At 64.5% G+C, this 24,776-nt stretch carries 23 protein-coding genes; 5 read left to right on the plus strand and 18 right to left on the minus strand.

What is annotated here, in order from left to right:
- Nucleotides 1-21: 21 nt before the first annotated feature.
- The 7 genes from FJ979_RS04555 to FJ979_RS04585 all read right to left on the minus strand — a co-directional run bounded on the left by FJ979_RS04555 (nt 22) and on the right by FJ979_RS04585 (nt 5,677).
- Entirely contained in the window at nt 22-360 is a 339-nt protein-coding gene (locus tag FJ979_RS04555; protein ID WP_140525007.1) for a cupin domain-containing protein, read from the minus strand.
- Nucleotides 361-370: 10 nt separating this feature from the next.
- Nucleotides 371-1,135, minus strand: a complete 765-nt coding sequence (gene kduD / locus FJ979_RS04560) for a 2-dehydro-3-deoxy-D-gluconate 5-dehydrogenase KduD (RefSeq protein ID WP_140580140.1) — start codon at nt 1,133-1,135, stop codon at nt 371-373.
- On the minus strand, nt 1,132-1,980 hold the full coding sequence (gene kduI, locus FJ979_RS04565) for a 5-dehydro-4-deoxy-D-glucuronate isomerase (protein ID WP_140580141.1): 849 nt from the start codon (nt 1,978-1,980) through the stop codon (nt 1,132-1,134). Before kduI ends, kduD begins: the two co-directional genes overlap by 4 nt.
- Before the next feature lie 22 nt (nt 1,981-2,002).
- Nucleotides 2,003-2,779, minus strand: a complete 777-nt coding sequence (locus tag FJ979_RS04570) for a FadR/GntR family transcriptional regulator (protein ID WP_140525004.1) — start codon at nt 2,777-2,779, stop codon at nt 2,003-2,005.
- 8 nt (nt 2,780-2,787) lie between these two features.
- On the minus strand, nt 2,788-4,068 hold the full coding sequence (locus tag FJ979_RS04575; RefSeq protein WP_140518247.1) for a TRAP transporter large permease: 1,281 nt from the start codon (nt 4,066-4,068) through the stop codon (nt 2,788-2,790).
- Nucleotides 4,069-4,620, minus strand: a complete 552-nt coding sequence (locus tag FJ979_RS04580; protein ID WP_140493500.1) for a TRAP transporter small permease — start codon at nt 4,618-4,620, stop codon at nt 4,069-4,071. It abuts the gene before it with no gap.
- Nucleotides 4,621-4,699: 79 nt separating this feature from the next.
- A complete protein-coding gene (locus tag FJ979_RS04585) occupies nt 4,700-5,677 on the minus strand; it encodes a TRAP transporter substrate-binding protein (RefSeq protein WP_140492983.1) in 978 nt (325 codons plus the stop codon).
- Nucleotides 5,678-6,040: 363 nt separating this feature from the next.
- Between FJ979_RS04585 and FJ979_RS04590 the strand changes: the two genes are divergently transcribed.
- A complete protein-coding gene (locus tag FJ979_RS04590) occupies nt 6,041-7,531 on the plus strand; it encodes a mannitol dehydrogenase family protein (RefSeq protein ID WP_140518246.1) in 1,491 nt (496 codons plus the stop codon).
- Between the two features lie 53 nt (nt 7,532-7,584).
- Here FJ979_RS04590 and FJ979_RS04595 read toward each other — a convergent pair whose 3' ends face one another.
- The 7 genes from FJ979_RS04595 to FJ979_RS04630 all read right to left on the minus strand — a co-directional run bounded on the left by FJ979_RS04595 (nt 7,585) and on the right by FJ979_RS04630 (nt 14,206).
- Nucleotides 7,585-7,992: a F0F1 ATP synthase subunit epsilon gene (locus FJ979_RS04595; protein WP_140492977.1), complete on the minus strand. Its 408-nt coding sequence runs from the start codon at nt 7,990-7,992 to the stop codon at nt 7,585-7,587.
- A 114-nt stretch (nt 7,993-8,106) separates the two neighbouring features.
- A complete protein-coding gene (atpD, locus tag FJ979_RS04600) occupies nt 8,107-9,693 on the minus strand; it encodes a F0F1 ATP synthase subunit beta (RefSeq protein ID WP_181165201.1) in 1,587 nt (528 codons plus the stop codon).
- 70 nt (nt 9,694-9,763) lie between these two features.
- On the minus strand, nt 9,764-10,648 hold the full coding sequence (locus tag FJ979_RS04610; protein WP_140492974.1) for a F0F1 ATP synthase subunit gamma: 885 nt from the start codon (nt 10,646-10,648) through the stop codon (nt 9,764-9,766).
- A 46-nt stretch (nt 10,649-10,694) separates the two neighbouring features.
- Nucleotides 10,695-12,224 carry a F0F1 ATP synthase subunit alpha gene (gene atpA, locus FJ979_RS04615; protein ID WP_140492971.1) on the minus strand — a complete coding sequence of 510 codons (1,530 nt, stop codon included), beginning with the start codon at nt 12,222-12,224 and terminating at the stop codon, nt 10,695-10,697.
- Nucleotides 12,224-12,784, minus strand: coding sequence for a F0F1 ATP synthase subunit delta (locus FJ979_RS04620; protein WP_140492968.1), 561 nt, complete (start codon nt 12,782-12,784; stop codon nt 12,224-12,226). The genes atpA and FJ979_RS04620 overlap by 1 nt, the downstream gene beginning before the upstream one ends.
- Nucleotides 12,785-13,019: 235 nt before the next feature.
- The gene (locus FJ979_RS04625) at nt 13,020-13,415 is read right to left on the minus strand and encodes a DUF4345 family protein (protein ID WP_140518245.1); all 396 of its coding nucleotides are present in this window, start codon (nt 13,413-13,415) and stop codon (nt 13,020-13,022) included.
- A gap of 95 nt (nt 13,416-13,510) precedes the next feature.
- A complete protein-coding gene (locus FJ979_RS04630; RefSeq protein WP_140580142.1) occupies nt 13,511-14,206 on the minus strand; it encodes an aspartate/glutamate racemase family protein in 696 nt (231 codons plus the stop codon).
- A gap of 62 nt (nt 14,207-14,268) precedes the next feature.
- On the opposite strand from FJ979_RS04630, the gene FJ979_RS04635 reads away from it, so the two are divergent.
- Complete coding sequence (locus FJ979_RS04635; protein ID WP_140580143.1) at nt 14,269-14,475, plus strand: type II toxin-antitoxin system prevent-host-death family antitoxin; 207 nt, start codon at nt 14,269-14,271, stop codon at nt 14,473-14,475.
- 6 nt (nt 14,476-14,481) lie between these two features.
- Here FJ979_RS04635 and FJ979_RS04640 read toward each other — a convergent pair whose 3' ends face one another.
- A complete protein-coding gene (locus FJ979_RS04640) occupies nt 14,482-16,665 on the minus strand; it encodes a primosomal protein N' (protein ID WP_140580144.1) in 2,184 nt (727 codons plus the stop codon).
- Between the two features lie 90 nt (nt 16,666-16,755).
- Between FJ979_RS04640 and fsa the strand changes: the two genes are divergently transcribed.
- Nucleotides 16,756-17,412 carry a fructose-6-phosphate aldolase gene (gene fsa, locus FJ979_RS04645; RefSeq protein WP_140518241.1) on the plus strand — a complete coding sequence of 219 codons (657 nt, stop codon included), beginning with the start codon at nt 16,756-16,758 and terminating at the stop codon, nt 17,410-17,412.
- A 73-nt stretch (nt 17,413-17,485) separates the two neighbouring features.
- On the opposite strand, the gene FJ979_RS04650 is transcribed toward fsa, so the two are convergent.
- The 3 genes from FJ979_RS04650 to leuS form a co-directional block, all read right to left on the minus strand.
- A complete protein-coding gene (locus FJ979_RS04650; RefSeq protein ID WP_140580145.1) occupies nt 17,486-20,047 on the minus strand; it encodes a DNA translocase FtsK in 2,562 nt (853 codons plus the stop codon).
- Nucleotides 20,048-20,310: 263 nt separating this feature from the next.
- Nucleotides 20,311-20,889 carry an LPS assembly lipoprotein LptE gene (gene lptE, locus FJ979_RS04655; RefSeq protein ID WP_140518239.1) on the minus strand — a complete coding sequence of 193 codons (579 nt, stop codon included), beginning with the start codon at nt 20,887-20,889 and terminating at the stop codon, nt 20,311-20,313.
- On the minus strand, nt 20,876-23,500 hold the full coding sequence (leuS, locus tag FJ979_RS04660) for a leucine--tRNA ligase (protein ID WP_140524996.1): 2,625 nt from the start codon (nt 23,498-23,500) through the stop codon (nt 20,876-20,878). The genes lptE and leuS overlap by 14 nt, the downstream gene beginning before the upstream one ends.
- 153 nt (nt 23,501-23,653) lie before the next feature.
- On the opposite strand from leuS, the gene FJ979_RS04665 reads away from it, so the two are divergent.
- Nucleotides 23,654-24,316 carry a YggS family pyridoxal phosphate-dependent enzyme gene (locus FJ979_RS04665; protein ID WP_140524995.1) on the plus strand — a complete coding sequence of 221 codons (663 nt, stop codon included), beginning with the start codon at nt 23,654-23,656 and terminating at the stop codon, nt 24,314-24,316.
- 46 nt (nt 24,317-24,362) lie between these two features.
- Entirely contained in the window at nt 24,363-24,554 is a 192-nt protein-coding gene (locus tag FJ979_RS33430; protein ID WP_348640413.1) for a type II toxin-antitoxin system Phd/YefM family antitoxin, read from the plus strand.
- The last annotated feature ends 222 nt before the right edge of the window (nt 24,555-24,776 follow it).

Genomic DNA, 24,776 nt, shown 5'->3' on the forward strand with positions numbered 1-24,776 from the left:
CGCTCATCGCATGGCCGGCCCTCAGGCGAGGAAATCGGCGCGGTGCGGCGTAAAGCTGTCGACGAGCCGGCCGGCTTCGAGCGCCTTGACGCCGTGCACCAGGCCTGACGGCACGATGAAGCTGCCGCCTGTCTCGAGGATTTCGGTCCGGCCGTCGATGGTCACCTCGAAGCGGCCTTCGGCGACGTAGCTTGCCTGTACATGCGGATGCGAATGCAGGGCGCCGACGCCGCCCTTGTCGAAGGCGAACTCGACCATCATCAGTTCATCCGTGTGCAGGAGAACGCGCCGCCTGTTGCCGTCCGGCGTCGCCGTCCAGGCGCCCGCGCCGGCCTGCGAGAAGATTTTCGTTTCGCTCATCGCAATATCCTCATCGCGCCAGCCAGCCGCCATCCACCGGCACCACCGCGCCATGCATATAGTCCGACGCCGGCGCCAGCAGGAAGGCCACCGCATCGCCAACATCTTCCGGCCGGCCCCAGCGGCCGGCCGGGATGCGCGCCAGGATCGAGGCGCTACGGTCGGGATCGGCGCGCAGCGCCTGCGTATTGTTGGTTTCGATATAGCCCGGCGCGATGCCGTTGACGTTGATGCCTTTCGCTGCCCATTCGCAGGCGAGCAGCCGGGTGATGCCGAGCACGCCGTGCTTCGAGGCGGTGTAGGACGCGACGCGAATGCCGCCCTGGAAACTCAGCACCGAGGCGATGTTGACGATCTTGCCTTTGCGTCCGCCGGCAAGGACGCGCCTGGCAAAGCCTTGGCAGAGCAGAAAAGCCGTCTTCAGGTTGAGGTCGAGCACCTCGTCCCAATCGGCCTCAGAAAGGTCGATTGCATCGGCGCGCCGGATGATGCCGGCATTGTTGACCAGCCCGTCGAGCGGCCCGCTTTCGTCCCACACGCGCTCCAGCATCGGACCTGCGGCAGATGTGTCGGCAAGGTCGGCCGCGACCGCCTCGAACCGCCCGCCCGCCGCGGCGATCCTTGCGGCCGTCTCATCCATCGAGGAACGGCCGACGCCGACGACCATGCCGCCGGCGCGCGCGATCGAAACGGCGATGCCCTGGCCGATGCCGGTGTTGGCGCCGGTGACGAGGATGCGCCGACCGGTCAGGCTGAAGGCGGAAAGATCGCTCACCGCAGGTCTTCCATCGCAACCGGATCGACATCGGTGTAGTCGACATTGTCGCCGGCCATCGCCCAGATGAAGGCATAGCTGGAGGTGCCGGCGCCTGAATGGATAGACCAGCCCGGCGACAGCACGGCCTCCTCGTTGCGCATGACGATGTGTCGGGTCTCGTCCGGCTCGCCCATGAAGTGGAAGACGCGCGCCGTCTCCGGCAGGTCGAAATAGAGATAGGCCTCCATGCGCCGGTCGTGCACATGGCACGGCATGGTGTTCCAGATTGAGCCCGGCGCAAGTTGCGTCATCCCGACGACGAGCTGGCAGGTGGCCCCGTCGGCATGGATGAACTGGAAGATGGAGCGTTCGTTGCAGGCCTCCTTGCTGCCGAGATCGATACGCCTGGCGTCACCGATGCGGATCAGCCGGCTGGGAAAGGTTTGATGCGCCGGCGCGCTGAGCAGATAGAACTTCGCGGGCGTCGCCTTGTCGACTGAGGCGAATGACACGTCCTGCGTGCCCATGCCGAGATAGAGCATGTCGCGCGCCTGCAGCTCATGGAGCTGGCCGCCGGCTTCGATCCTGCCGGCCCCGCCGATATTGACGGCGATCAACTCGCGGCGATCGAGAAAGCCGTTCGTTCCGGTCGGCTTGATTGCCTCCAGCCGAAGCGCCGCGCCGGCCGGCATCGCGCCGCCGACGATCATGCGGTCATAATGTGTGTAGGTCAGGCTGATGCGGCCGGGCTGGAACAGGTCTTCGATATGGAAATTGTGGCGCAACTCGTCGGTCCCCATGGCCGCGGCGGCGGCGGGGTCGATAGCGAAGCGCGATGTGTAGTCGGTATGGTTCTGGCTCATTGCTGTCCTGACTTGAGATGGATCATTCGCCGCCGGCCGCCTTGACCGAGTCGGAATAATAGACCTGCCGCGCGTGCAGGCGCTCGCGATAGCGCTGCTGGCTGGCCGAGAGATGCGTGCGCATCGCCTCGCGCGCGGCTTCGGCATCGCCCGATGTGATCGCGTTCAGGATCACCAGATGCTCACGCTGCAGCCCGCGCTGATAGCTGTCGGACTGCACCAGCTCGGTCGACCAGGGCGAGGTCACGTCGCACGGAATGGCGCGCCGGCCGAGCACGTCAAGCATCTCGACATAGAACGGGTTGTTGGTGGCGCTGGCGATGGCGCGATGGAAGGCGAGGTCGGCCGGACCGGTCGGCTCGCTGGCGAGCAGCAGCCGTTCGAAGTCGAAGAAAGCTTCCTGGATCGCCGCCTCCTGGGCCGCGTTGCGGCGGATAGCGGCAAGCCCGGCCGATTCGATCTCGATGGCGAGCCGCACTTCGAGCACGTTGAGTGCGATCGAATCCTTGCTGCCCATATCGGCCGCGAGCGCCCCGAACATCGTCGAGATGTGCTCTGTGACGAAGACGCCGGCGCCCTGCCGCGGCTCGACCAGGCCATCGGCGGCGAGCTTGGCCAGGGCTTCGCGGATGACGGTGCGGCTGACGCCGAAGGTTTCGGTCAGCTGGCCCTCGGTCGGCAGTTTGTGGCCGGGCAGGATCTCGCCGGCCTGAAGCTGCCTGCGGATTGCCGCGACGACGGTCTCCGACAGTTTGGGTTTTCTCTCGACCCTGAGGTCGGTTGCGCTATCCAACGCCATGTCGTCCTCTATTTGAACACGCTCGGCAACCAGAGCGAGATGGCCGGAATATACGTCACCAGCCCGAGAACCACGATACCGGCGCCATAGAACGGCCAGATCGAGCGCATCGCTTCCCAGACCGTGATCTTGCCGACGGCGCAGGCGACGAACTGCACCGTGCCGACCGGCGGCGTGTTCAGCCCGATGCCGAGATTGAGGATGGTGATGACGCCGAAATGCACGGGATCCACGCCATAATGCGTGACCAGCGGCAGGAAGATCGGCGTGCAGATGATGATCATCGGTCCCATGTCCATGAAGGTGCCGAGCACCAGCATCAGGACATTGAGCAGCAGCAGCACGACGAGCGGATCGGTGGAGATCGCATTCATGCCGGCGATCAGCAGCACCGGCACTTTGAGATAGGCCATCAGCCAGCTGAAAGAAGCCGCCGTACCGATGATCAACAGCACCATCGAAGTGGTGCGCACGGCGCCCTTGGTGGCGTGGACGAAATCGCTCCAGCCCATCGAACGGTAAACGAGGACGGTAACAAGCAAGGCGTAGAGAATGGCGATGCACGAACTCTCCGTCGCTGTGAAGATTCCGGAGCGGACGCCGCCGAAGATGATGCCGATCAGGAGCAGTCCGGGAATAGCGATGAGCGCCAGCTGCCCGACGCGCGAAAAACCGGGGAAGGCCTCGACCGGATAGCCGCGGCTGCGGGCGACGAAATAGGCGGTGACCATCAGCGAGGCGGCGAACAAAAGGCCCGGTAGTATGCCGGCGGTGAACAGGTCGGCGATCGAAATCTTGCCGCCCCCGGCGATCGAATAGATGATCATGTTCTGCGATGGCGGCAAAAGCAGCGCGATCAGCGCCGCCATCGAGGTGACGTTGACGGCATAGTCGGCGCCATAGCCGCGTGCCTTCATCTGCGGGATCATCAGCCCGCCGACGGCCGCGGCCTCGGCCACGGCCGAGCCGGAAATGCCGCCGAACAGCGTGCCGGCGATGATGTTGACCTGGCCGAGACCGCCTCGGACATGGCCGACCAGGGAGCCGGCAAAGGAAACGATGCGCTGCGCGATGTCGCCGCGCACCATCAGATCGCCGGCATAGATGAAGAACGGGATCGCCATCAGGGAGAACGCGCTCATGCCCGACTTCATTTGCTGGAACACGACCAGGGGCGGCAGGCCGAGATAGAGCACGGTGGCGAAGGAGGCCGCACCGAGGCAGAACGCGATCGGCGTGCCGCCGAACATCAGCAGCGTGAAGACGCCGAACAGGATCCAGAGCTCCATCTAGGCCTCCTGCACCGCCGGCATCTCCGGCACGTCCTCGAGATTGATGTCCTTGTCGATATCGACGCCCGACCAGCGCAGCGCGATGCGCTCGGCCGAGAACAGGCAGATCAGCACGCCGCCGGCGACCAGCGGCAGATAGTCGAAGCCGCCCGGCAGCTCGAGCGCCGGGATGATGGTGTGCCAGGTCAGGCCGACAAGCTTGCAGCCGTACCAGACCATGCCGAATCCGAAGCCGAGCACGATCAGGTCGGACAGCGTGCGCAACGCTCCCTTGCTGCCTTTCGGCAGGACATAAAGCAGCACGTCGAACCCCATATGGTAGTTCTCCCGCACGCCGACGGCGGCGCCGAGGAAGATGAACCAGTTCATCAGCATGATGGCGCTGGTTTCGGTCCAGCTCGGCGACGAATTGAGCACGAAGCGGAAGAAGACCTGATAGGCGACGAGCGCGGTCATGGCGACCAAGCCGATGCCGGCCAGGTAGAGTGCCCCGTCGCAGATCCTCGAAAGCACGACGCTGAACCGTGGCGGCGCCGCGCTGCTTGTCATTGTCGCCATCTGATCCTCCCGATCGCCGGCCGGTCACGAAGGCGCGGGACGGCGTGCATTGCCCGCCCCGCGGCCGACTTCACTTGGTTGCCTGGACGCGGGCGGCGAGGTCCTTCAGCGCCGGCGTCGACAGGTATTTGTCGTAGACCGGCTTCATCGCGTCGATCAGCGGCTGCTTGTCGATCTCGCTGACCTTGACGCCTGCCTTTTCGACGATGTCGCGGGATTTCTTCTCCTGCGCGTCCCACAGTTCGCGCATCTTGACGACGCTGTCCTTGGCCGCCTGGCGCACGATCGCCTGGTCTTCCGGCGAGAGCTTGTCCCAGCTCGCCTTCGCCATCACCAGCACTTCCGGAACGATCTGGTGCTGGTCGAGCGTGTAGTGCTTGGCGACCTCATAGTGCTTGGCGGATTCGAAGCTCGGCCAGTTGTTTTCCGCGCCGTCGATGACGCCGGTCTCAAGTGCCGAATAGACTTCGCCATAAGCCATTGGCGTGGCGTTGGCGCCCAGTGCGTTGACCATGTCGACGAACACGTCCGACTGGATGACGCGGAATTTCATGCCCTTCAGATCGGCGATCGAGGCGATGTCCTTCTTGGTGTTGTAGAAGGAGCGCGCGCCGGAATCGTAGAAGGCCAGACCGACCAGGTCATGTGCCTCGAAAGCTTTCAGGATGTCGTCGCCGATCGGCCCGTCCATGACATGGCGCATATGTTCGACCGAGCGGAATATGTAGGGCAGCGACGGCACCGCGGTTTCCGGCACGATGCCGTTGAACGGCCCCATCGAGACACGGTTGAGGTCGATGACGCCGGTCTGGGTCTGCTCGATCGTGTCCTTCTCCTCGCCGAGCTGCGCCGAATGATAGACCTCGACCGAATAGCGGCCATCGGTGCGCTGCTTGATCAGCTCGCCCATGTATTTCACCGCCTCGACCGTCGGATAGCCGTCGGGGTGCGTGTCGGCCGACCGCAGCACGGTTTGCGCGTTGGCGATGCCAATCAGCAGCGAGCCGAACGCGAATGTAGCCGCCGTCAATTTCGAAAAATGCAACATGCTTTCCTCCCTTTTTCAAAAATCAAGGCGCCGGCTCAGAGCCGGCGCATCACCAGCCCGTCATCCCTGCTCAATCTTGGCCATTTCGGTCAGCATCCGGTGCGGGCGAGCGAGCGTGGACGCGCGTCGGTGCTAAGCAGCAAATCCGCATCTGTCAGTGCCACGGTGATCCTCCCAAGAGGCGCTATCGGTAGGGTCGCAAGGAAATAATGTCAACATACAAAAAATGGATTGTTGTATGATGACTTTGGATCGGCAACCGGCCATTGTGTGGGACGGCAGTGGATGTTACGCCGCTGCCGTTTCTCCTTCGCCGACCTTACGGGGCGGCTCCCAAAGGCCAATCGGGGACTTCGCACAGCAATGAACAGGCGTCTTTCGAAGGATACGATCACGACGTTGCCGGCGAGGATCGCCGTGCCGCGTTTTGATCGCGCATCGGTCACGCAAGGCATCGTGCATCTGGGGGTCGGCGCCTTTCATCGCGCCCACCAGGCAGCCTATGTCGACGATTGCCTGGCTGCCGGAGAAACGGATTGGGGCATCGTCGGCGTGTCGCTGCGCAGTGCCGAGACGCGCGATGCGCTGGCGCCGCAGGACGGGCTCTACACGCTGGCGATCCGCAGCGGGGGCGAGGAAAGTCTTCATGTCATCGGCTCCATCGGCGCGATGCTGGTGGCGCCGGAAGATCCCGCCGCCGTGCTGGCCGCGCTGACCGATCCGCGCACCCGCATCGTGACGCTGACCATCACCGAGAAAGCCTATCTGCGGGCCGCCGGCGGCGGGCTCGACGCAGCCCACCCTGATATCGCCCACGATCTGGCGAACCCGCATCTGCCGAAGACCGCGCACGGTTTTCTGGCCGAGGCGCTTGCACGCCGTCGCGCGACCGGCTTGCAGCCCTTCACCGTGCTCTGCTGCGACAACCTGCCTGCCAACGGGGCGACCTTGCACAGGCTGCTGGTGGAATTCGCCACGCTGCGCGATGCCAGCCTCGGTGAGAAGGGCGCTACCAGGCTTGCCGGCCATATCGCCGACGAGGTCGCGTTTCCCTCGAGCATGGTCGATCGCATCGTGCCGGCCACGACCGATGCCGACCGGGCGCGGATCGCTCTCGAGCTCGGCGTCGACGACGCCTGGCCGGTCATGACCGAGCCGTTCCGCCAGTGGGTGGTCGAGGACAATTTTCCGGCAGGCCGCCCGGCCTGGGAAAAGTTCGGCGTCACCATGGTCGGGGATGTCAGGCCCTTCGAGGACATGAAGCTGAGACTGCTCAATGGAGCGCATTCGGCCATTGCCTATCTCGGCCTGCTCAGCGGACACGCCACCGTCGACCGCGCCTTCGCCGATCCGGCGATCAGGCGCTTTGTCGATGCGCTGTGGGCCGAGGCAATCCCGACGCTGCCCACCGATGCCGGGCTGGATACCGCGAGCTATACGGCAGAGCTTGCCCAGCGTTTCTCCAACACAGCACTTGCCCACCGCACCGCGCAGATCGCCAATGACGGCAGCCAGAAACTGCCGCAGCGCATCATGGCCTCCGCGATCGAGCGCCTCCATTCAGGCGCCGCGCCCGGACATCTCATGCTGGCGGTTGCCGCCTGGATCGCCGCCTGCGAAGCGCGCGGCAAATCCCTGCCCGACGGCCATTTTACCGATCCGCTTGACATGCCGATGACGGCGATCATTGACCGGAATCTGCCCGCTGCCGAAACCGTCGCGGCAGTGTTCGATCTCGCCGGCTTCGCGACCGGGGCGCCTGAGCGGCCAGGATTGATGGACCTTGCGGCCGTCCATCTCGAGCAGTTGCGCCGTGGCGGACCGGCTCAGGCCTTCGCGGCATTGGGCATTTAAAAACAAAAAAGCGAGGCAAGGCCCCGCTTTTCAGTCGACTACTGGTGCCAGCCTCAAGCCGGCAGGATGGCGCCTTCCAGCGTGGTGAGCTGGCTGAGGAATTGTTCGGCCTTCGTGCGCGACCGGTCGTCCTTGGCGTCGGCGGCGTCTTCCCTGGCTTCCTGGATGCGGCGCGCGAGATCGGCGCGGTCGACATCCTTCACCGCGACAGCCGATTCCGCCAGCAGCGTGCAGCCGGCCGGAACGATGTCGGCGAAACCGCCGAAGACGACGTAACGCTCTTCACCGCCCGATGCGGCCTTCACCGTGACGACCCCCGGCTTGATCGTGGTCATGACCGGTGCGTGATGCGCCATGACAGTCATCTCGCCTTCCGCACCCGGAATGACGACTGCCTCGACCTCTGCGGAAACCAGCAGGCGCTCCGGCGAGACCAGTTCGAACTTGAAAGCTTCTGCCATGATCAATTTAGCGAGTAGGGAATAGTGAGTAGGGAAGTAGGGAGAAAGGGCAATTGCCCCCGGTCACCTGCCTGCCATTCACTACTGACTACTGACTACTCCCTATTCCCTTGATTAAGCCGCTTCAGCCGCGAGACGCTGTGCCTTCTCGACCGCTTCCTCGATGCCGCCGACCATGTAGAAGGCGGCTTCCGGCAGGTGGTCGTAGTCACCGTTGCAGAGGCCCTTGAAGCCCTTGATGGTGTCGGCGAGGTCGACCAGCTTGCCCGGCGCGCCGGTGAACACTTCGGCGACGAAGAAGGGCTGCGACAGGAAGCGCTCGATCTTGCGGGCGCGGGCCACCGTCTGCTTGTCCTCTTCCGACAGCTCGTCCATGCCCAGGATGGCGATGATGTCCTGCAGCGACTTGTAGCGCTGGAGGATCGACTGCACCTGGCGCGCGACGGCATAATGCTCTTCGCCGACCACCAGCGGGTCGAGCATGCGCGAGGTCGAATCCAGCGGATCGACGGCCGGATAGATGCCCTTTTCGGCGATCGAGCGGTTGAGCGTCGTCGTCGCGTCGAGGTGGGCGAACGAGGTCGCCGGCGCCGGGTCGGTCAAGTCGTCGGCCGGCACGTAGATGGCCTGCACCGAGGTGATCGAGCCCTTGGTGGTGGTGGTGATGCGTTCCTGCAGGGCGCCCATGTCCGTGGCGAGCGTGGGCTGGTAGCCCACGGCCGACGGGATACGGCCAAGCAGCGCCGACACTTCCGAACCGGCCTGCGTGAAGCGGAAGATGTTGTCGACGAAGAACAGCACGTCCTGGCCCTGGTCGCGGAAATATTCGGCGACCGTCAGGCCGGTCAGGCCGACGCGGGCACGCGCGCCCGGCGGCTCGTTCATCTGGCCATAGACCAACGCCGCCTTGGAGCCTTCGCCGCCGCCCTTCTTGTTGACGCCGGATTCGATGAACTCGTGATAGAGGTCATTGCCCTCGCGGGTGCGCTCGCCGACGCCGGCGAACACCGAATAGCCGCCATGCGCCTTGGCGATGTTGTTGATCAGTTCCTGGATCAGCACCGTCTTGCCGACGCCGGCGCCGCCGAACAGGCCGATCTTGCCGCCCTTGGCGTAGGGCGCGAGCAGGTCGAGCACCTTGATGCCGGTGATCAGGATCTGTGCTTCCGTCGACTGTTCGATATAGGCCGGGGCCGGCTGGTGGATCGAGCGCAACTCGACCGCGTCGACCGGGCCTGCTTCGTCGACCGGCTCGCCGATGACGTTGATGATGCGGCCGAGCATGCCCGGACCGACCGGCACGGCGATCGGGCCGCCGGTGTCGCGTACTTCCTGGCCGCGCACCAGGCCTTCGGTGGAATCCATGGCGATGCAGCGCACGGTGTTTTCACCCAGATGCTGGGCAACTTCGAGAACCAGGCGGTTGCCGACATTGGTGGTCTCGAGCGCATTCAGGATCGGCGGCAGGTGATCGCCGAACTGCACGTCGACCACGGCGCCGATGACCTGCCGGACCTTGCCGACGATGCCGGTGGCCTTGCTGGCCACGGCCGGGGTTTTTACCGCGGCGGCCCTGGTCGGCGCTGCCGCTTTCTTGGCCGGAGCCGCCTTCGCTGCTGCGGCCGGAGCCTTTGCCGGTGCCGCCTTGGCCGGGGCTGCCGCCTTGGGAGCCGCCGTCTTGGGGGTCGCTGCTTTCGCCATCGTCTTTACCCTTTTCGTCCTTTGTTTCTCGCGCGGTCGGATCGAGGTCGTTGACCCCGGGAAACCGCGCCTAGAGCGCCTCGGCGCCCGAAATGATTTCGATCAGTTCCTTGGTGATCTGCGCCTGGCGCTGGCGGTTGTAGGTGATCGACAGCTTGTTGATCATCTCGCCGGCGTTGCGCGTGGCGTTGTCCATCGCACTCATCTTGGCGCCCATTTCGCCAGCCGCGTTTTCGAGCAGCGCGCGGAAAATCTGCACCGCGATGTTGCGCGGAATGAGCTCGGACAGGATTTCACCCGGCTCGGGTTCGTATTCGTAGACGGCGCTGGCGCCGTCAGCAGCCTCGGCCGGAGCGGACGAAGCAGCGGCCGGAATGATCTGCTGCGCGGTCGGAACCTGGCTGATCACCGACTTGAACTGCGAATAGAACAGCGTGCAGATGTCGAAGCCGCCCTCATTGAACAGGTGGATGACCTTGCGGGCGATCGTGTCGGCATTGACGAAGCCGAGCGTCTTGACCTCGCGCAGGTCGATCCGGTCGAGGATCATCGACGCATAGTCGCGGCGCAGGATATCGAAACCCTTCTTGCCGACGCAGATGATCTTGACCTGCTTGCCGTCGGCCAGGAGCCTGCGGATGTGGTCGCGGGCAAGACGGGCGATCTGAGAATTGAAGCCGCCGCACAGGCCGCGCTCGGCCGTGCAGACAACGAGCAGGTGCACGTCGTCCTTTCCGGTGCCGGTCATCAGCGCCGGGGCATCGCCACCGCCGCCGATCGCCTGGGTGATGTTGGCCAGCACGGAACCCATGCGCTCCGAATAGGGGCGCGCCGCTTCCGCGGCCTCCTGTGCACGGCGCAGCTTCGCCGCGGCGACCATCTGCATCGCCTTGGTGATCTTCTGCGTCGCCTTGACCGAGGCGATACGGTTACGAAGGTCTTTTAATGAAGGCATGCTTCAAACCTGATCCCGTCTTGTCTCATCCGGACTGGCGCTTCGCTCAGGCGAAGGTCTTGGCGAAAGCGTCGATCTCGGCCTTCAGCTTGCCGCGCAGATCGTCCGACAGCGCCTTTTCCTTGCGGATGGCGTCGAGGACGTCCTTGCCGGCCGAACGCATGTGGCTGAGCAGGCCATGCTCGAACTTGCCGACCTGGTTGACCGGCAGCTTGTCAAGATAGCCGTTGACGCCGGCGAAGATCACCGCGACCTGCTCTTCCGTCTTCAGTGGCGAGAACTGCGGCTGCTTCAGGAGCTCGGTCAGGCGCGAACCGCGGTTGAGCAGGCGCTGCGTGGCGGCATCGAGATCCGAGCCGAACTGCGCGAAGGCCGCCATTTCGCGGTACTGCGCGAGCTCGCCCTTGATCGAGCCGGCAACCTGCTTCATCGCCTTGATCTGCGCCGAGGAGCCGACGCGCGACACCGACAGGCCGACATTGACGGCTGGACGGATGCCCTGGAAGAACAGGTTGGTTTCGAGGAAGATCTGGCCGTCGGTGATCGAGATCACGTTGGTCGGGATATAGGCCGACACGTCGTTGGCTTGGGTTTCGATGACCGGCAACGCCGTCAGCGAACCGTTGCCCATGTCGTCATTGAGCTTGGCGGCGCGCTCGAGCAGGCGCGAGTGCAGGTAGAAGACGTCGCCCGGATAGGCTTCGCGGCCCGGCGGGCGGCGCAACAGCAGCGACATCTGGCGATAGGCGACGGCCTGCTTCGACAGATCGTCGTAGCTGATCAGCGCATGCATGCCGTTGTCGCGGAAATACTCGCCCATGGTGCAGCCGGCGAACGGCGCCAGGAACTGCATCGGCGCCGGATCGGAAGCGGTGGCGGCGACGATGATCGAATATTCGAGCGCGCCGCGCTCTTCCAGCACCTTGACGAACTGCGCCACGGTCGAGCGCTTCTGGCCGACGGCGACATAAACGCAGTAGAGCTTTTCCTTCTCGGGGCCGTTGTCGTGCACCGACTTCTGGTTGAGCATCGTGTCGAGGATGATGGCGGTCTTGCCGGTCTGGCGATCGCCGATGACCAGCTCGCGCTGGCCGCGGCCGACCGGGATCAGCGCGTCGATGGCCTTGAGGCCCGTCGACATCGGCTCATGCACCGACTTGCGCGGAATGATGCCGGGCGCCTTGACGTCGACGCGCTTGCGTTCGGTCGCCTTGATCGGGCCCTTGCCGTCGATCGGGTTGCCGAGCGCGTCGACGACGCGGCCGAGCAGGCCCGGACCGACCGGAACGTCGACGATCGCGCCGGTGCGCTTGACGGTGTCGCCTTCCTTGATGTCGCGGTCGGCGCCGAAGATGACGACGCCGACATTGTCGGCTTCGAGATTGAGCGCCATGCCGCGGATGCCGCCGGGGAATTCGACCATCTCGCCGGCCTGGACATTGTCGAGGCCGTAGACGCGGGCGATACCGTCACCGACGGACAGCACCTGTCCGACTTCGGAGACCTCGGCCTCCTTGCCGAAATTCTTGATCTGGTCTTTCAGAATTGCGGAAATTTCCGCGGCGCGGATGTCCATCAGCCGACCTCTTTCAGTGCAAGCTTGAGCGAATTGAGTTTGGTTTTGAGCGACGTATCGATCTGGCGCGAGCCCATCCTGACCACCAGCCCGCCGAGCAGCGACGGATCGACGGTGACGGAGATGGAAACGTCCTTGCCGGCAACGCTCTTCAGCGCCGCCTTGAGTTCAGTCTGCTGGGCAGCGCTCAATTGGTGAGCCGATGTTACCTCGGCGGTCGTCTCGCCACGATGCTCGGCGGCGATCTGGCGGAATGCCCTGATCATGCCGGGCACGGCGAACAGCCGGCGGTTCTTGGCGACGACGCGCAGGAAATTGCCGGTCAGGCCGGTGATCCCGGCCTTGTCGGCGATCGCCGCGATGGCCTTGGCCTGGTCCTCGCTGGAGAACACCGGGCTGTTGATCAGCCGGGTCAAGTCGGCGCTGCCCGCGAGCATCGCCTCGAAACTGTTGAGGTCGGCTTCGACCTTGGCGACGGAATTCGCCTGCGATGCCAGTTCGAACAGCGAACCCGCATAGCGTTCTGCGACACCTGAGATTGGCGATGACGATTGGGCCACGGACCGTCTTTTCTCTTGTCTGACAGGCCGCAGATTGTTGGCGCGAGCGAAAACTCTGGCTAAATCTTTGACCTTACTGCATTTTTTCAAGCACGGAGGCGCGGCTTCCGCTATCCCCGGCCGAAAGTCGATTGCCGTCTAGCACAGGCCTTTTAAGACCGCAATGCGTCGTTCCGCATGGTTTTCAGGCACTATTGTCGCATCCGGGGACGAAGTCCCTGGATTGCCTGCGGATTCAGGGCAGGAAGCCGAAGGCAAAGGCAAGCGGCAACGCCGCCAGTGCCAGTTCCACGACGATGGAAACCCAGTTGAAGGGCGTGTTGGCGCCATCCGACATCATCGACAGCAACCGGCCGAAGGCGGTGAACAGCCAGGAGAAGCCGAGCGCCATGTAGATCAGCGGCTGCGCCAGCAGGATGCAGCACAGGCCGACGCCGAGATAGAAGCCCGACATGCGGCCGCGCCCTTCGGCGATCGCCGCCGCCTTCTCCGGCTTGACCTGCAAGCGCAGAATGCGGAAGGCAAGCCCCGGCGCCAGGAAAAGCACCAGGCCGAGCAGCACCGTGACGACGGCGCTCGACCAGGCCAGCCATTCGCCCTGGCTCACCGGCCATGGAAACGCAAAATCCATAGTGTCCCCTCGTAAATGCCGCTCTGAAATCGCGGGCATTCTAGCGGAGGAAAAGCCGCGCGCCAGATGGCGGCCAGCACTTTAGGCCAAACGCATCAGGAGAGCGCGAAGGCGACCGCCGCTTCAGCATGGATGCGCGTCGTGTCGAAGACCGGAATGTCGAAATCCTGCTGGCCGATCAACATCGTGATTTCGGTGCAGCCCATGATCACGCAGTCGACATTTTCATCGCGCAGCAGGCGGTTGATCTCGGCGATATAGGCGGTTTTCGATGGCTCGGTGACGATGCCCTGGCAGAGCTCGTTATAGATGATGCGATGGACCATGTCGCGTCCTGCCTGGTCCGGCACGATCGGCTGCAATCCATATTTGTCGGCAAGCCGGCGCTTGTAGAAATCCTGCTCCATGGTGAACCGCGTTGCGAGCAGCGCCGGGCGCCGCATGCCGGCCGCCTTGACCGCGGCTGCGGTGGCGTCGGCGATGTGGGTCAGCGGGATCGACACCGAGGCCTGCACCTGGTCGGCGAGCTTGTGCATGGTGTTGGTGCACAAAAGCAGGCCTTCCGCGCCGGCTGACTCGAGCTTGCGCGCGGCATCGACCAGAAGCGCGCCGGCGCCGTCCCAGTCCCCGTGATGCTGCAGCTCGGCGATCTCGGCGAAGTCGAAGGACCACAGCAGCAATTTCGTCGAATGCAGTCCGCCGAGACGCTGCCTCACGAGATCGTTGAGCAGGCGATAGTAGATCGCCGTCGATTCCCAACTCATGCCGCCCAGAAGGCCAAGGGTTTTCAAAACGGTTTCCTTTCCTTGCAGCGACTTATGATACAGTCCAAGGCGATGTTGAGGGCTACTCGATGAAAACAAAATCCAGCAGCAAAGCACGCAGCGAACTGTGCGCCGTGGTCGCTGAAGCCAGCAAAGGCAGCCCGACAACAATCACCAAGCGGGGACGCCCCGTGGCCATAGTGATATCGATCGAGGACGCCCGTCGACTCTATCCTGAAGAGTTTAGGCAACGTCCCGAACTGAAGGACACGACCAGCAATCCGCGCGAAAGCTGAGCGACCTTACAAAAAGCTCTGCGGATCAATGTCGACCTGCACCCGGACCGAGCCGCGCTGCTTCGGCCCGTTGGCGAGCATGGTCCGGATAAACCTTTGCATGTCGGCGCGGCGCTCGCCCTGGATCAGCAGGCGGAAACGGTGACGGCCGCCGAGCAGCGACAGCGGCGCTTCGGCCGGCCCGAGCACGAACAGGTCGGATGCCTCCGGCGCGGCACGGCGCAGGCCGCGTGCATGGCCCTCGGCTTCCGCCCGCGTCACCGCGCTGACGATGACGCCGGCCAGCCGGCCGAAGGGTGGCAGAGCCGCCCGCTCGCGCTCGGAAATCTCGCGCTCGTAGAACGCGTCGGCATCGCCGGAGACGATCGCCCGCATCACCGGATGGTCGGGCTGGAAGGTCTGCAACAGGCCGAGGCTCTTCTTGCCGGTGCGCCCGGCGCGGCCGGTCACCTGGCTAAGCAGCTGGAAGGTGCGCTCGGCGGCGCGCGGATCGCCATTGGCAAGGCCGAGATCGGCATCGACGACACCAACCAAGGTCATGTTGGGGAAATTGTGCCCCTTGGCGACGAGCTGCGTGCCGATGACGATGTCGGCCTCGCCATTGGCGATGGCTTCCAGCTCCAGCCGCAGCCGCCGCACGCCGCCCATCAGATCCGACGACAAAACGATGGTGCGCGCATCCGGGAAATGGGTGACGACTTCCTCCGCGATGCGCTCGACGCCCGGCCCGCAGGCGACCAGATGATCGAGCGTGCCGCATTCCGGACAGGCTTCCGGACGGCGCTCATTGTGCCCGCAATGGTGGCAGACCAGTTGGCCGCGAAAGCGGTGCTCGACGAGCCAGGCCGAGCAGACCGGGCAACCGAAGCGGTGACCGCAGACGCGGCACAGCGTCAGCGGCGCATAGCCGCGCCGGTTGAGGAACAAAAGCGATTGTTCCTTCCTCTCCAGCGTCCGGCGCATATGGTCGAGCAGCACCGGCGACAGGAAGCCGCCGCGCGCCGGCGGCGCGCGCCGCATGTCGATCGCTTTCAGGTCGGGAAGTGCCGCCTCGGCGAAGCGGGCGGACAGCACCGCCCTGGCGTAGCGGCCCTGGCTGGCATTGACGCGGCTCTCGACCGATGGCGTCGCCGATGCCAGCACCACGGGGAAGCCACCTATATGGCCGCGCACGACAGCCATGTCGCGGGCATTGTAGAAGACGCGGTCTTCCTGCTTGTAGGCGGGGTCGTGCTCCTCGTCGACGACGATCAGGCCAAGCTCCTTGAACGGCAGGAACAGCGCCGAGCGCGCGCCGGCCACGACCCGCACGCCGCCTTCCGCCACCTGCCGCCAGACGCGTTCGCGCATCCTCGGCGGCAGGTCGGAGTGCCATTCGGCGGGCTTGGCGCCAAAACGCTGCTGAAAACGTTCGAGGAAAGCGTGGGTCAATGCGATTTCGGGCAGCAGGATCAGCACCTGCTTGGCGCGGTCCAGTGCCGCCGCCACCGCCTCGAAATAAACCTCCGTCTTGCCCGAACCGGTGACGCCGTCGAGCAGTGCGACGTTGAAGCCGCCGCCCGCGACATTGGCGCGCAGCAGCCTTGCGGCTTCGTTCTGGTCGGGCATCAATTCCGGCGCGGCGTAGGCTGGATCAGGCTCCGCCACCACGGGCCGCGGCGGGATCATCACCGTTTCGAACACGCCTTGCGCCTTCAGCCCTTCGATTACCGTCGACGACACGCCGGCCGCATGGGCAAGGCCGGATCGCGTCCAGGCCAGTCCGCCTTCGGCCGTCTCCAGCACGCGGGCCCGCGCATCCGTCATCCGGTCCGGAACGGCCGCGGTTCGCTGCAATCCCTCGATCCACGGTTCCGGATCGAAGGCCTCCGGCGCCCTCAGCAGCATGCGCGCCACCATGCCCGGCGCCGACAGCGTATACTGCGCCACCCAGTCGACGAAACGGCGCATCGCCCGATCGATCGGCGGACAGTCGAAGACCTGTTCGATCGGGCGCAGCTTTTTCGCGTCGACCGTCTCGACCGCGCCGTCCCACACGATGCCGGCGACCTGGCGGGGGCCGAGCGGCACGCGCACGATCGAGCCCGGCACCACCCGCATGCCGGCGGGCACGGCATAGGTGTAGGGGCGTTCGGCCGGCATCGGCACCAGCACCGGTGCGGCTGCGACAAAGGGCGAATCTTCGATCATGAGGCGTGACCTTGCCCCGACTTTGCTCTAGATCAAAGGGCAACGCTGAACGTGCCTTCCCAAGCACGAGGAAATCGTCAGGAGACCGCCATGAAATTTTTTGCCGACACCGCCGACATCAAGGAAATCCGCGAACTGATTGATCTGGGGCTGCTCGACGGCGTCACCACCAACCCGTCGCTGATTCTCAAATCGGGCGGCAAGATCTCCGAGGTCACCAAGCAAATCTGCGACATCGTCGAAGGTCCGGTTTCGGCCGAGGTCGTGGCCACCGAATACAAGCAGATGATGGCGGAGGCCGAGGTGCTGGCCAAGATCGCGCCGAATGTCGCCATCAAGGTGCCGTTGACGCTGGATGGATTGAAGGCCTGCAAGACGATCCGCACCCAGATGAACCGCATGGTCAATGTCACGCTCTGCTTCTCGGCCAACCAGGCGCTGCTCGCCGCCAAGGCCGGCGCCTCCTTCATCTCGCCCTTCGTCGGCCGCATCGACGATACCGGCTCGGACGGCATGGAAGTGATCCAGGAGATCCGTCAGATCTACGACAATTACGATTTCCAGACCGAGATCCTGACGGCTTCCGTGCGCACCGTGAACCACGTCAAGCAGGCGGCGCTCATCGGCGCCGATATCGTCACCGCGCCGCCCGCGACACTGAAGGCGCTGGTCAACCACCCGCTGACTGACAAGGGCCTTGCCGCCTTCCTCGCCGACTGGGCCAAGACCGGCCAGAAAATCGGCTGAGCGAGCTTATATCCGACACGAAAAAAGGCCGGGCAACCGGCCTTTTTTCGTGCGCTGCGGATCAAGAGGCCGGTCAGTCCGTGCCGTCATCCTCAGCTGCGGTTACCGGCGGGCGCCGGCCCATGATGATCTCGCGCTTGCCGACATGGTTTGGTGCACCGACCAGACCCTCCTTCTCCATGCGCTCGACCAGGGACGCGGCGCGGTTATAGCCGATGCCGAGGCGGCGCTGAATGTAGGACGTCGAGCACTTCTTGTCGCGCAACACCACCTTGACCGCCTCGTCATAGCTGGTATCGCCGTCCTCCGACGCAACGGCGCCCTTGTCGAATACCGCGCCCTCATCGCCTTCGTCTTCCTCTTCCTCCTCGTCGGCCGTCAAGGTTTCCAGGTATTCGGGGCGACCCTGCGCCTTCAGATGCGCCACGACATGCTCGACCTCCACGTCGGAGACAAACGGGCCGTGCACGCGGGCGATGCGCCCGCCGCCCATCATATGCAGCATGTCGCCCTGACCCAGCAGCTGCTCGGCGCCCTGCTCGCCAAGGATGGTGCGGCTGTCGATCTTGGAAGTGACCTGGAAGGAAATCCGGGTCGGGAAATTGGCCTTGATCGTGCCCGTGATGACATCGACCGAGGGGCGCTGCGTCGCCATGATCAGGTGGATGCCGGCCGCGCGCGCCATCTGCGCCAGGCGCTGGATGGCGCCTTCGATCTCCTTGCCGGCGACCATCATCAGGTCGGCCATCTCGTCGACGATGACGACGATGTAGGGCATTGGCGCGAGGTCGATTTCCTGCTGCTCGAAGAGCGGCTCGCCGGTGCCTTTTTCGAAGCCCGCCTGCACTGTCATGACGACCGTCTCGCCGTTTTCGCGGGCAGCGGCGGCGCGTTGATTGTAGCCGTCGATATTGCGCACGCCGAGCCGCGCCATCTTGCGATACCGGTCCTCCATCTCCCGCACCGCCCATTTGAGCGCGGTGACGGCCTTTTTTGGATCGGTGACGACCGGGGTCAGAAGATGCGGGATGCCGTCATAGACGGAGAGTTCGAGCATCTTGGGATCAACCATGATCAGCCGGCATTCCTCCGGCTTCAGCCGGTAGAGCAGCGACAGGATCATCGTGTTGATGGCAACCGACTTGCCGGAACCGGTGGTGCCGGCAACGAGCAAGTGGGGCATCTTTGCCAGTTCGGCGATGACAGGCTCACCGCCGATCGTCTTGCCGAGGCAGAGCGCCAGCTTGCAGCCGGTCTTGCGGAAGCCCTCCGATTCGATCAGCTCGCGGAAATAGACGGTTTCGCGCGCCTCGTTCGGAAGCTCGATGCCGATGACGTTGCGGCCCGGCACGACGGCGACGCGCGCCGAGATCGCCGACATGGAGCGGGCGATGTCGTCGGCGAGACCGATGACGCGGGAGGATTTCACGCCCGGCGCCGGCTCGAATTCATAGAGGGTGACGACCGGACCGGGGCGAACATGGATGATCTCGCCGCGCACGCCGAAATCCTCGAGCACGCTTTCCAGAAGATCGGCATTCTGCTCGAGCCGCTCCTGCGACATGTAGAAGCCTTGTCCCTCCGGCGGCTGCTGCAACAATTCTTCCGAGGGGAGTTCGTACGTCTCGCCCGTCGCGGTCGGCACGATCCTGCCGACCAGTGGCGCTCGCGACGATGCGCGCGCAGCCGGAGCCGGGACGGCTTGCTCCAGACTTTGCGTGACCTGGGCCGGAAGGGCGTTGCTCGCGACGGCGGCAATTGCGGCCTTCGCCCGGGCTTGCTGCGGCACACGGTTCGCCGCCGTCTGAACCGCGGCCTGGTTGGAGTTGGCCGGACGGACATCCGGCGCGGCGGACGGAGCTGGCGACCCGGGAAGGCATTCGATGACACGGAACAACGCGGTCGGATCGGCCGTTGGCGCGGGGCGGTTGTCGGTCCGCTCGGTGACCACGGGCGCGGTCGTGCGTGCAACCGGAACGGCCCGGGGCGCGGGTGACGGGCCTTCGACCAAATAGGGCGCCATGACCTCGAAAAAGACGTGATCCGACAGATAGGGCCAGCGCACATTTTCGCGGCCTGTCGTCTTGACCGGGGCTGTCGCTGCTTGGGCGGACGCTGCCGGTGCGGACGCCCGCGCCGCCGCAGTCATCCTGTGGCCCGCAGGCGTAGCGGCGGCCCGCGCCTTTTCGCCGGCATGCCCTGACGGAACGGGGGCCGGGGCCGGTTGCACCACCGCTCTGTTGCCGACGGGCGGCCTGGCGGCGCCCGAAGAAAGGTTTCGGCTTGGTATCGGCGCCGATGAAGACGTCCCAGCCGCGGTGGATTGGCCAGGTGCCTGCGGTGCTGGTGATTCGCTTTGCTCGACGGCAATCGCCTCGTCCCGCGGACGGCGCGTGCTGGCTTCATAGTCCGGCGTGCGCGTAAACCGCACATTGGGCGCCAGGAAGAAATAGTCTTGCCAGGCAGGGCTTTCGTTGCCGCCGAGATCGACAGGGGATGGGGAAGGGCCGGCTCCTGCTGCTCTTGCCCGCTGGCTGTCCGCCTTGTTGTCCACACCCGTGAAACGCTTCACCCCGGGGTCATCGGGCGACGCTGCCTTCAATGAACTGACCCGAGGAAAACGCTTGGATTCCATGCTCAAGACTCACGCTGAAATGTCTGCTGAGCAATAGAGAGCGAGTGGTTAACAGTTGCTTCCCGTCGGCCCCCCAAGAGCGGCGAAGCGTGACTTTCACAGCGGTGTCGGACGATCGGATCCGTGCGGCCGATCGTCATCCCACGATCCTCAACACACCCGCGCGCTTCGGCTAAAGGCGAACGGAGAACCGGCTCCGGAGCCGTGGCAAAGGCGGCCTTCAGGCACCAGATTGTTATGCCACCATGAAACGGAGAGCGGCGCTAACCGGCCGTCTTGCCGTGCCGTGCGAGATCCTGGGCGATGGACAGTTGCAGCGCGTTGGCAAGCTCGCGCGCGGCGCGGTTCTCGGCATCGATCTGTGCCCGGTACGCGGCGAATTCCTGGCGCGGCCTGTCGAAGGACGAAGTGATCGCCCGCTTGCCGGTCGCGATCACCGCCCCGGTTTTGGCATCGGTCAGCCTGTAGCCGGCGGTCAGCGTCACCGAACCGGCGGTCGGCTCGTCCTGGTCGGTTCCGACCTGCACGAGCGCCGAGGATTCAACGGCTTCGGTCACGCCGAGGTCGAGCGAGTAGGCCGGCGATGCCGGTTCGCCGGCGCCGCGCCCAAATCCGAAGATCAAATTGTTGCGCACCTGCTGGCCGTAACGCGTCCTGACCGGTTTGATGGCGATCGACGCCAGTTCGGCATTGGCGCTCGAGCCGGTCGACAGCGGCGCGCTCGAGTAGAGCGGCCGCACCTGGCAGGCCGAAACGAGCGCAAGCGAGCCGACAAGGCCGGCAAGCGCGGCACGGCGCAGCAAACGGCTCAGCTCTGTCTTTTCCCGATCAGGCAACGACATTGACGATCCTCTGCGGCACGATGATCACCTTGCGCGGAGCCTTGCCTTCGAGCGCCTTCTGCACGAAGTCGAGAGCGAGCACGGCTTTTTCGACCGCACCTTGGTCCGCGTCGCGGGCAATTGTCAAATCCCCGCGCTTCTTGCCGTTGACCTGGACCGGATAGGTGACCTCATTGTCAACGACCAGCGCCGGGTCGAAGATCGGCCACGGCCGTTCGGCGACCAGATCGGCACCGCCGAGCGCCTCCCAGCATTCCTCGGCCAGATGCGGCATGATCGGCGCGATCAGGTGCACGAGCACCTCCACGGCCTCCCGGCAGGCGCCTTTGAGCGCGGTATCGGCCTTGCCTTCGGCCACGTCATTGAGCGGCGTGGTCAGCACGTTGGCGAGTTCATAGATGCGGGCGATGGCGCGGTTGAATGCGAGTTTCTCGATGTCCTCGCCGACCGCTTTCAGGATCTTGTGCGTGGCCTTGGAAACCGCCCCGGCTTCACCGCCACCGCCCGCTATGGGTGCGATGCCGGCCAGCGATTCGGCCGCGGTCGAGACCAGGCGCCAGATGCGCTGCATGAAGCGATGCGCGCCGGCGGCGCCATCGTCGGTCCATTCGACGTCGCGTTCGGGCGGCGAATCCGACAGCATGAACCAGCGCGCGGTGTCGGCGCCGTAGCCGTCGGTGATGTCTTCCGGGCTGACCGTGTTCTTCTTCGACTTCGACATCTTTTCCAGGGAGCCGATCTCCGCCGTCTCGCCCGTGGCGATCTCGACGGCGCGGCGCTTGCCGTCGACGTCCTCCAGCCGCACCTCGGTCGGCGCCAGCCAGCGCCCGTTCGATGCCGATCCCACGCGATAGGTCTCGTGCACCACCATGCCTTGCGTGAACAGGCCCTTGAACGGCTCGGCCAGGTCGAGATGGCCGGTCTCGCGCATGGCCCGGGTGAAGAAGCGCGAATAGAGCAGATGCAGGATCGCGTGCTCGATGCCGCCGATATACTGGTCGACGGCCAGCCACTCGTTCGCCGCCTTCGGGTCGGTCGGCTCGTTCGCCCAGGGCGCGGTGAAGCGGGCGAAATACCAGGACGAATCGACGAACGTGTCCATCGTGTCGGTTTCGCGCCGCGCATCCTTGCCGCATTGCGGGCATTTGACGTGCCGCCAGGTCGGGTGGCGGTCCAGCGGGTTGCCTGGGCGGTCGAACTCGACATCGTCGGGCAGCTTCACCGGCAGGTCTGCCTTCGGCACCGGCACCACGCCGCAATCCTCGCAATGGATCATCGGGATCGGGCAGCCCCAGTAGCGCTGGCGCGAAATGCCCCAGTCGCGCAGGCGGAAGTTGACCTTGCGCTCGGCCATCGGCCGGTTGCCGATCGTCTTCTGCTCCAGCAGCTTCGCCACCTCGTCGAACGCCCGCTCCGGCTTCATGCCATCGAGGAAGCGCGAATTGATCATCACGCCGTCGTCGACATAGGCTTCCTCGATGACCTGGAAGGTCTTGGGCTCAGCCCCTTCCGGCATCACCACCGGGATCACCGGCAGGCCGTATTTGTTGGCGAAGTCGAGGTCGCGCTGGTCGCCGGACGGGCAGCCGAAGATGGCGCCGGTGCCGTAGTCCATCAGCACGAAATTGGCGACGTAGACCGGCAGCGTCCAGTTCTCGTCGAACGGATGCACGACGCGGATGCCGGTGTCGAAGCCCTTCTTCTCGGCCGTCTCCAGCGCCGCCACCGAAGTGCCCATATGGCGGACTTCGTCAATAAAGCTCGCCAGCGCCGGATTGGTCTCGGCGGCCTTCCGGGCCAGCGGATGGTCGGCGGCGACCGCCATGAAGGAGGCGCCGAAGATGGTGTCGGGCCTGGTCGTATAGACTTCCAGCTCTTGCTCGCCGGCGACGGGAGCCGCCAGCGGCCAGCGGATCAGCAGGCCTTCCGAACGGCCGATCCAATTGTGCTGCATCAGCTTGACCTTCTCGGGCCATTCGTCGAGGCGATCGAGCGAATCCAGGAGATCCTGCGCAAAGTCGGTTATCCTGAAGAACCATTGCGTCAGCTCGCGCTGTTCGACCAGCGCGCCCGAGCGCCAGCCGCGCCCGTCGATGACCTGCTCGTTGGCGAGCACCGTCATGTCCTCCGGATCCCAATTGACCTTCGAGGATTTGCGCGTCACCAGGCCTTTCTCGACAAAGTCGAGGAACAGCATCTGCTGGCGGTGGTAGTAGTCGACATCGCAGGTCGCGAATTCGCGCGCCCAGTCCAGCGACAGGCCCATGACCTTGAGCTGCTCGCGCATGGTGGCAATATTCTGATAGGTCCATTCCTTGGGATGGACCTTGTTCTGCATCGCCGCGTTCTCGGCCGGCATGCCGAAGGCGTCCCAGCCCATCGGATGCAGTACGTTGAAACCCTTGGCCCGCTTGTAGCGCGCCACCACGTCGCCCATCGTATAGTTGCGCGTATGCCCGATATGGATGCGTCCCGACGGATACGGGAACATCTCCAGCACGTAGTATTTCGGGCGCGGATCATCGTTGTGCGCCTCGAACAGCTTCCTGTCGGCCCAGGCCTTCTGCCATTTGGGCTCTGACGCGCGCGGATTGTATCGTTCGGTTGCCATGGGACGTTTTTCACTTAAAAAGCATGCGGACTGCGGGCGACAGCTCGGCAGTCCATTGGATGTGGTCCGGGTGTTCACCATGGTTTGGCAAACCCGTCAACCATATGGGTATCGCGTCTGGAAAAAACGCGGTCAAAACAGCGGGATTTGGACATGGACGATGCCGTTCAGCAGTTTTTCGCGGTCAAGGCGCAGATCGCCGCCGCCGAGCGCGAAGCCCGGCGCGACGCTGGCGCGGTGACGCTGGTCGCCGTTTCCAAGACCTTTGACGCCGCCGACATCAGGCCCGTCATCGAGGCCGGCCAGCGCGTCTTCGGCGAGAACCGGGTGCAGGAAGCGCAGGGCAAGTGGCCGGCGCTGAAAGAGGCTTTCCCCGATGTCGAACTGCATCTGATCGGACCGCTGCAATCGAACAAAGCCAGGGAAGCCGTGGCGCTGTTCGACGTCATCGAGACGGTCGATCGCGAGAAGATCGCCGCCGAACTCGCCAAGGAGATCGCCCGACAAGGCCGGGCACCAAAGCTCTACGTCCAGGTCAACACCGGCTCCGAGCCGCAGAAGGCCGGCATCGAGCCGCGCGACGCCGTGACCTTCGTCGCCCGCTGCCGCGATGTCCACGGCCTCGCCATCGAAGGCCTGATGTGCATCCCGCCGGCGGACGAGAACCCCGGCCCGCATTTCGCCCTGCTGGAAAAATTGGCGCGGGAGGCAGGCGTCGCCAAACTGTCGATGGGCATGTCCGGCGATTACGAGACGGCCATCGCCTTCGGCGCCACCAGTGTCAGGGTCGGTTCGGCGATCTTCGGCAGTCGATAAAGCCGTCCGCCCTGGGTTGGCCCTGTCGTCTGTGAGTTCTAAGCCCATGATACACAGACGAACTGAACACATCTTGCGAGTTAAGCGAGGAGTAGTCTTCTTGAGCTGGCAGCTGCGGGACGCAAGAAACAACCTCTCGAAGCTGGTAAGACAGTCGCGCGAAAAAGGGCCGCAAACCATTACGGTGCGAGGGCAGCCATCTGCCGTGGTGCTAGCGGTTGAGGACTACGAACGGTAGGTTGGCGCAAAGCCCTCCCTTGCGCAATATCTTCTCTCCGGCCCCGTCTGGGATGACGAGTTTGTCGAGGAGGTCAATCGCCGCCCGAACACAATGATCCGAGCGGTCCATCTCTGACAAGTTTCTGTCACCGGCAAGATGGTCCAGTTCTACCGGCTGATTACGCCAGCGCTAGAAACGAAACGTACCGTTCCTATTTGATCTGTGTCATCACAAATCTTT

It is taken from the genome of Mesorhizobium sp. B1-1-6 (assembly GCF_006443035.1).
Lineage (GTDB): Bacteria > Pseudomonadota > Alphaproteobacteria > Rhizobiales > Rhizobiaceae > Mesorhizobium.

Excerpts from the sequence above, each read along its gene's own strand:
- FJ979_RS04555 (WP_140525007.1), bottom strand. The coding sequence starts at position 360 with ATGAGCGAAACGAAAATCTTCTCGCAGGCCGGCGCGGGCGCCTGGACG.
- kduI (WP_140580141.1), bottom strand. The coding sequence starts at position 1,980 with ATGAGCCAGAACCATACCGACTACACATCGCGCTTCGCTATCGACCCC.
- FJ979_RS04570 (WP_140525004.1), bottom strand. The coding sequence starts at position 2,779 with ATGGCGTTGGATAGCGCAACCGACCTCAGGGTCGAGAGAAAACCCAAA.
- FJ979_RS04575 (WP_140518247.1), bottom strand. The coding sequence starts at position 4,068 with ATGGAGCTCTGGATCCTGTTCGGCGTCTTCACGCTGCTGATGTTCGGC.
- FJ979_RS04580 (WP_140493500.1), bottom strand. The coding sequence starts at position 4,620 with ATGACAAGCAGCGCGGCGCCGCCACGGTTCAGCGTCGTGCTTTCGAGG.
- FJ979_RS04585 (WP_140492983.1), bottom strand. The coding sequence starts at position 5,677 with ATGTTGCATTTTTCGAAATTGACGGCGGCTACATTCGCGTTCGGCTCG.
- FJ979_RS04590 (WP_140518246.1), top strand. The coding sequence starts at position 6,041 with ATGAACAGGCGTCTTTCGAAGGATACGATCACGACGTTGCCGGCGAGG.
- FJ979_RS04595 (WP_140492977.1), bottom strand. The coding sequence starts at position 7,992 with ATGGCAGAAGCTTTCAAGTTCGAACTGGTCTCGCCGGAGCGCCTGCTG.
- atpD (WP_181165201.1), bottom strand. The coding sequence starts at position 9,693 with ATGGCGAAAGCAGCGACCCCCAAGACGGCGGCTCCCAAGGCGGCAGCC.
- FJ979_RS04610 (WP_140492974.1), bottom strand. The coding sequence starts at position 10,648 with ATGCCTTCATTAAAAGACCTTCGTAACCGTATCGCCTCGGTCAAGGCG.
- atpA (WP_140492971.1), bottom strand. The coding sequence starts at position 12,224 with ATGGACATCCGCGCCGCGGAAATTTCCGCAATTCTGAAAGACCAGATC.
- FJ979_RS04625 (WP_140518245.1), bottom strand. The coding sequence starts at position 13,415 with ATGGATTTTGCGTTTCCATGGCCGGTGAGCCAGGGCGAATGGCTGGCC.
- FJ979_RS04635 (WP_140580143.1), top strand. The coding sequence starts at position 14,269 with ATGAAAACAAAATCCAGCAGCAAAGCACGCAGCGAACTGTGCGCCGTG.
- FJ979_RS04640 (WP_140580144.1), bottom strand. The coding sequence starts at position 16,665 with ATGATCGAAGATTCGCCCTTTGTCGCAGCCGCACCGGTGCTGGTGCCG.
- fsa (WP_140518241.1), top strand. The coding sequence starts at position 16,756 with ATGAAATTTTTTGCCGACACCGCCGACATCAAGGAAATCCGCGAACTG.
- FJ979_RS04650 (WP_140580145.1), bottom strand. The coding sequence starts at position 20,047 with ATGGAATCCAAGCGTTTTCCTCGGGTCAGTTCATTGAAGGCAGCGTCG.
- lptE (WP_140518239.1), bottom strand. The coding sequence starts at position 20,889 with ATGTCGTTGCCTGATCGGGAAAAGACAGAGCTGAGCCGTTTGCTGCGC.
- leuS (WP_140524996.1), bottom strand. The coding sequence starts at position 23,500 with ATGGCAACCGAACGATACAATCCGCGCGCGTCAGAGCCCAAATGGCAG.
- FJ979_RS04665 (WP_140524995.1), top strand. The coding sequence starts at position 23,654 with ATGGACGATGCCGTTCAGCAGTTTTTCGCGGTCAAGGCGCAGATCGCC.
- FJ979_RS33430 (WP_348640413.1), top strand. The coding sequence starts at position 24,363 with ATGATACACAGACGAACTGAACACATCTTGCGAGTTAAGCGAGGAGTA.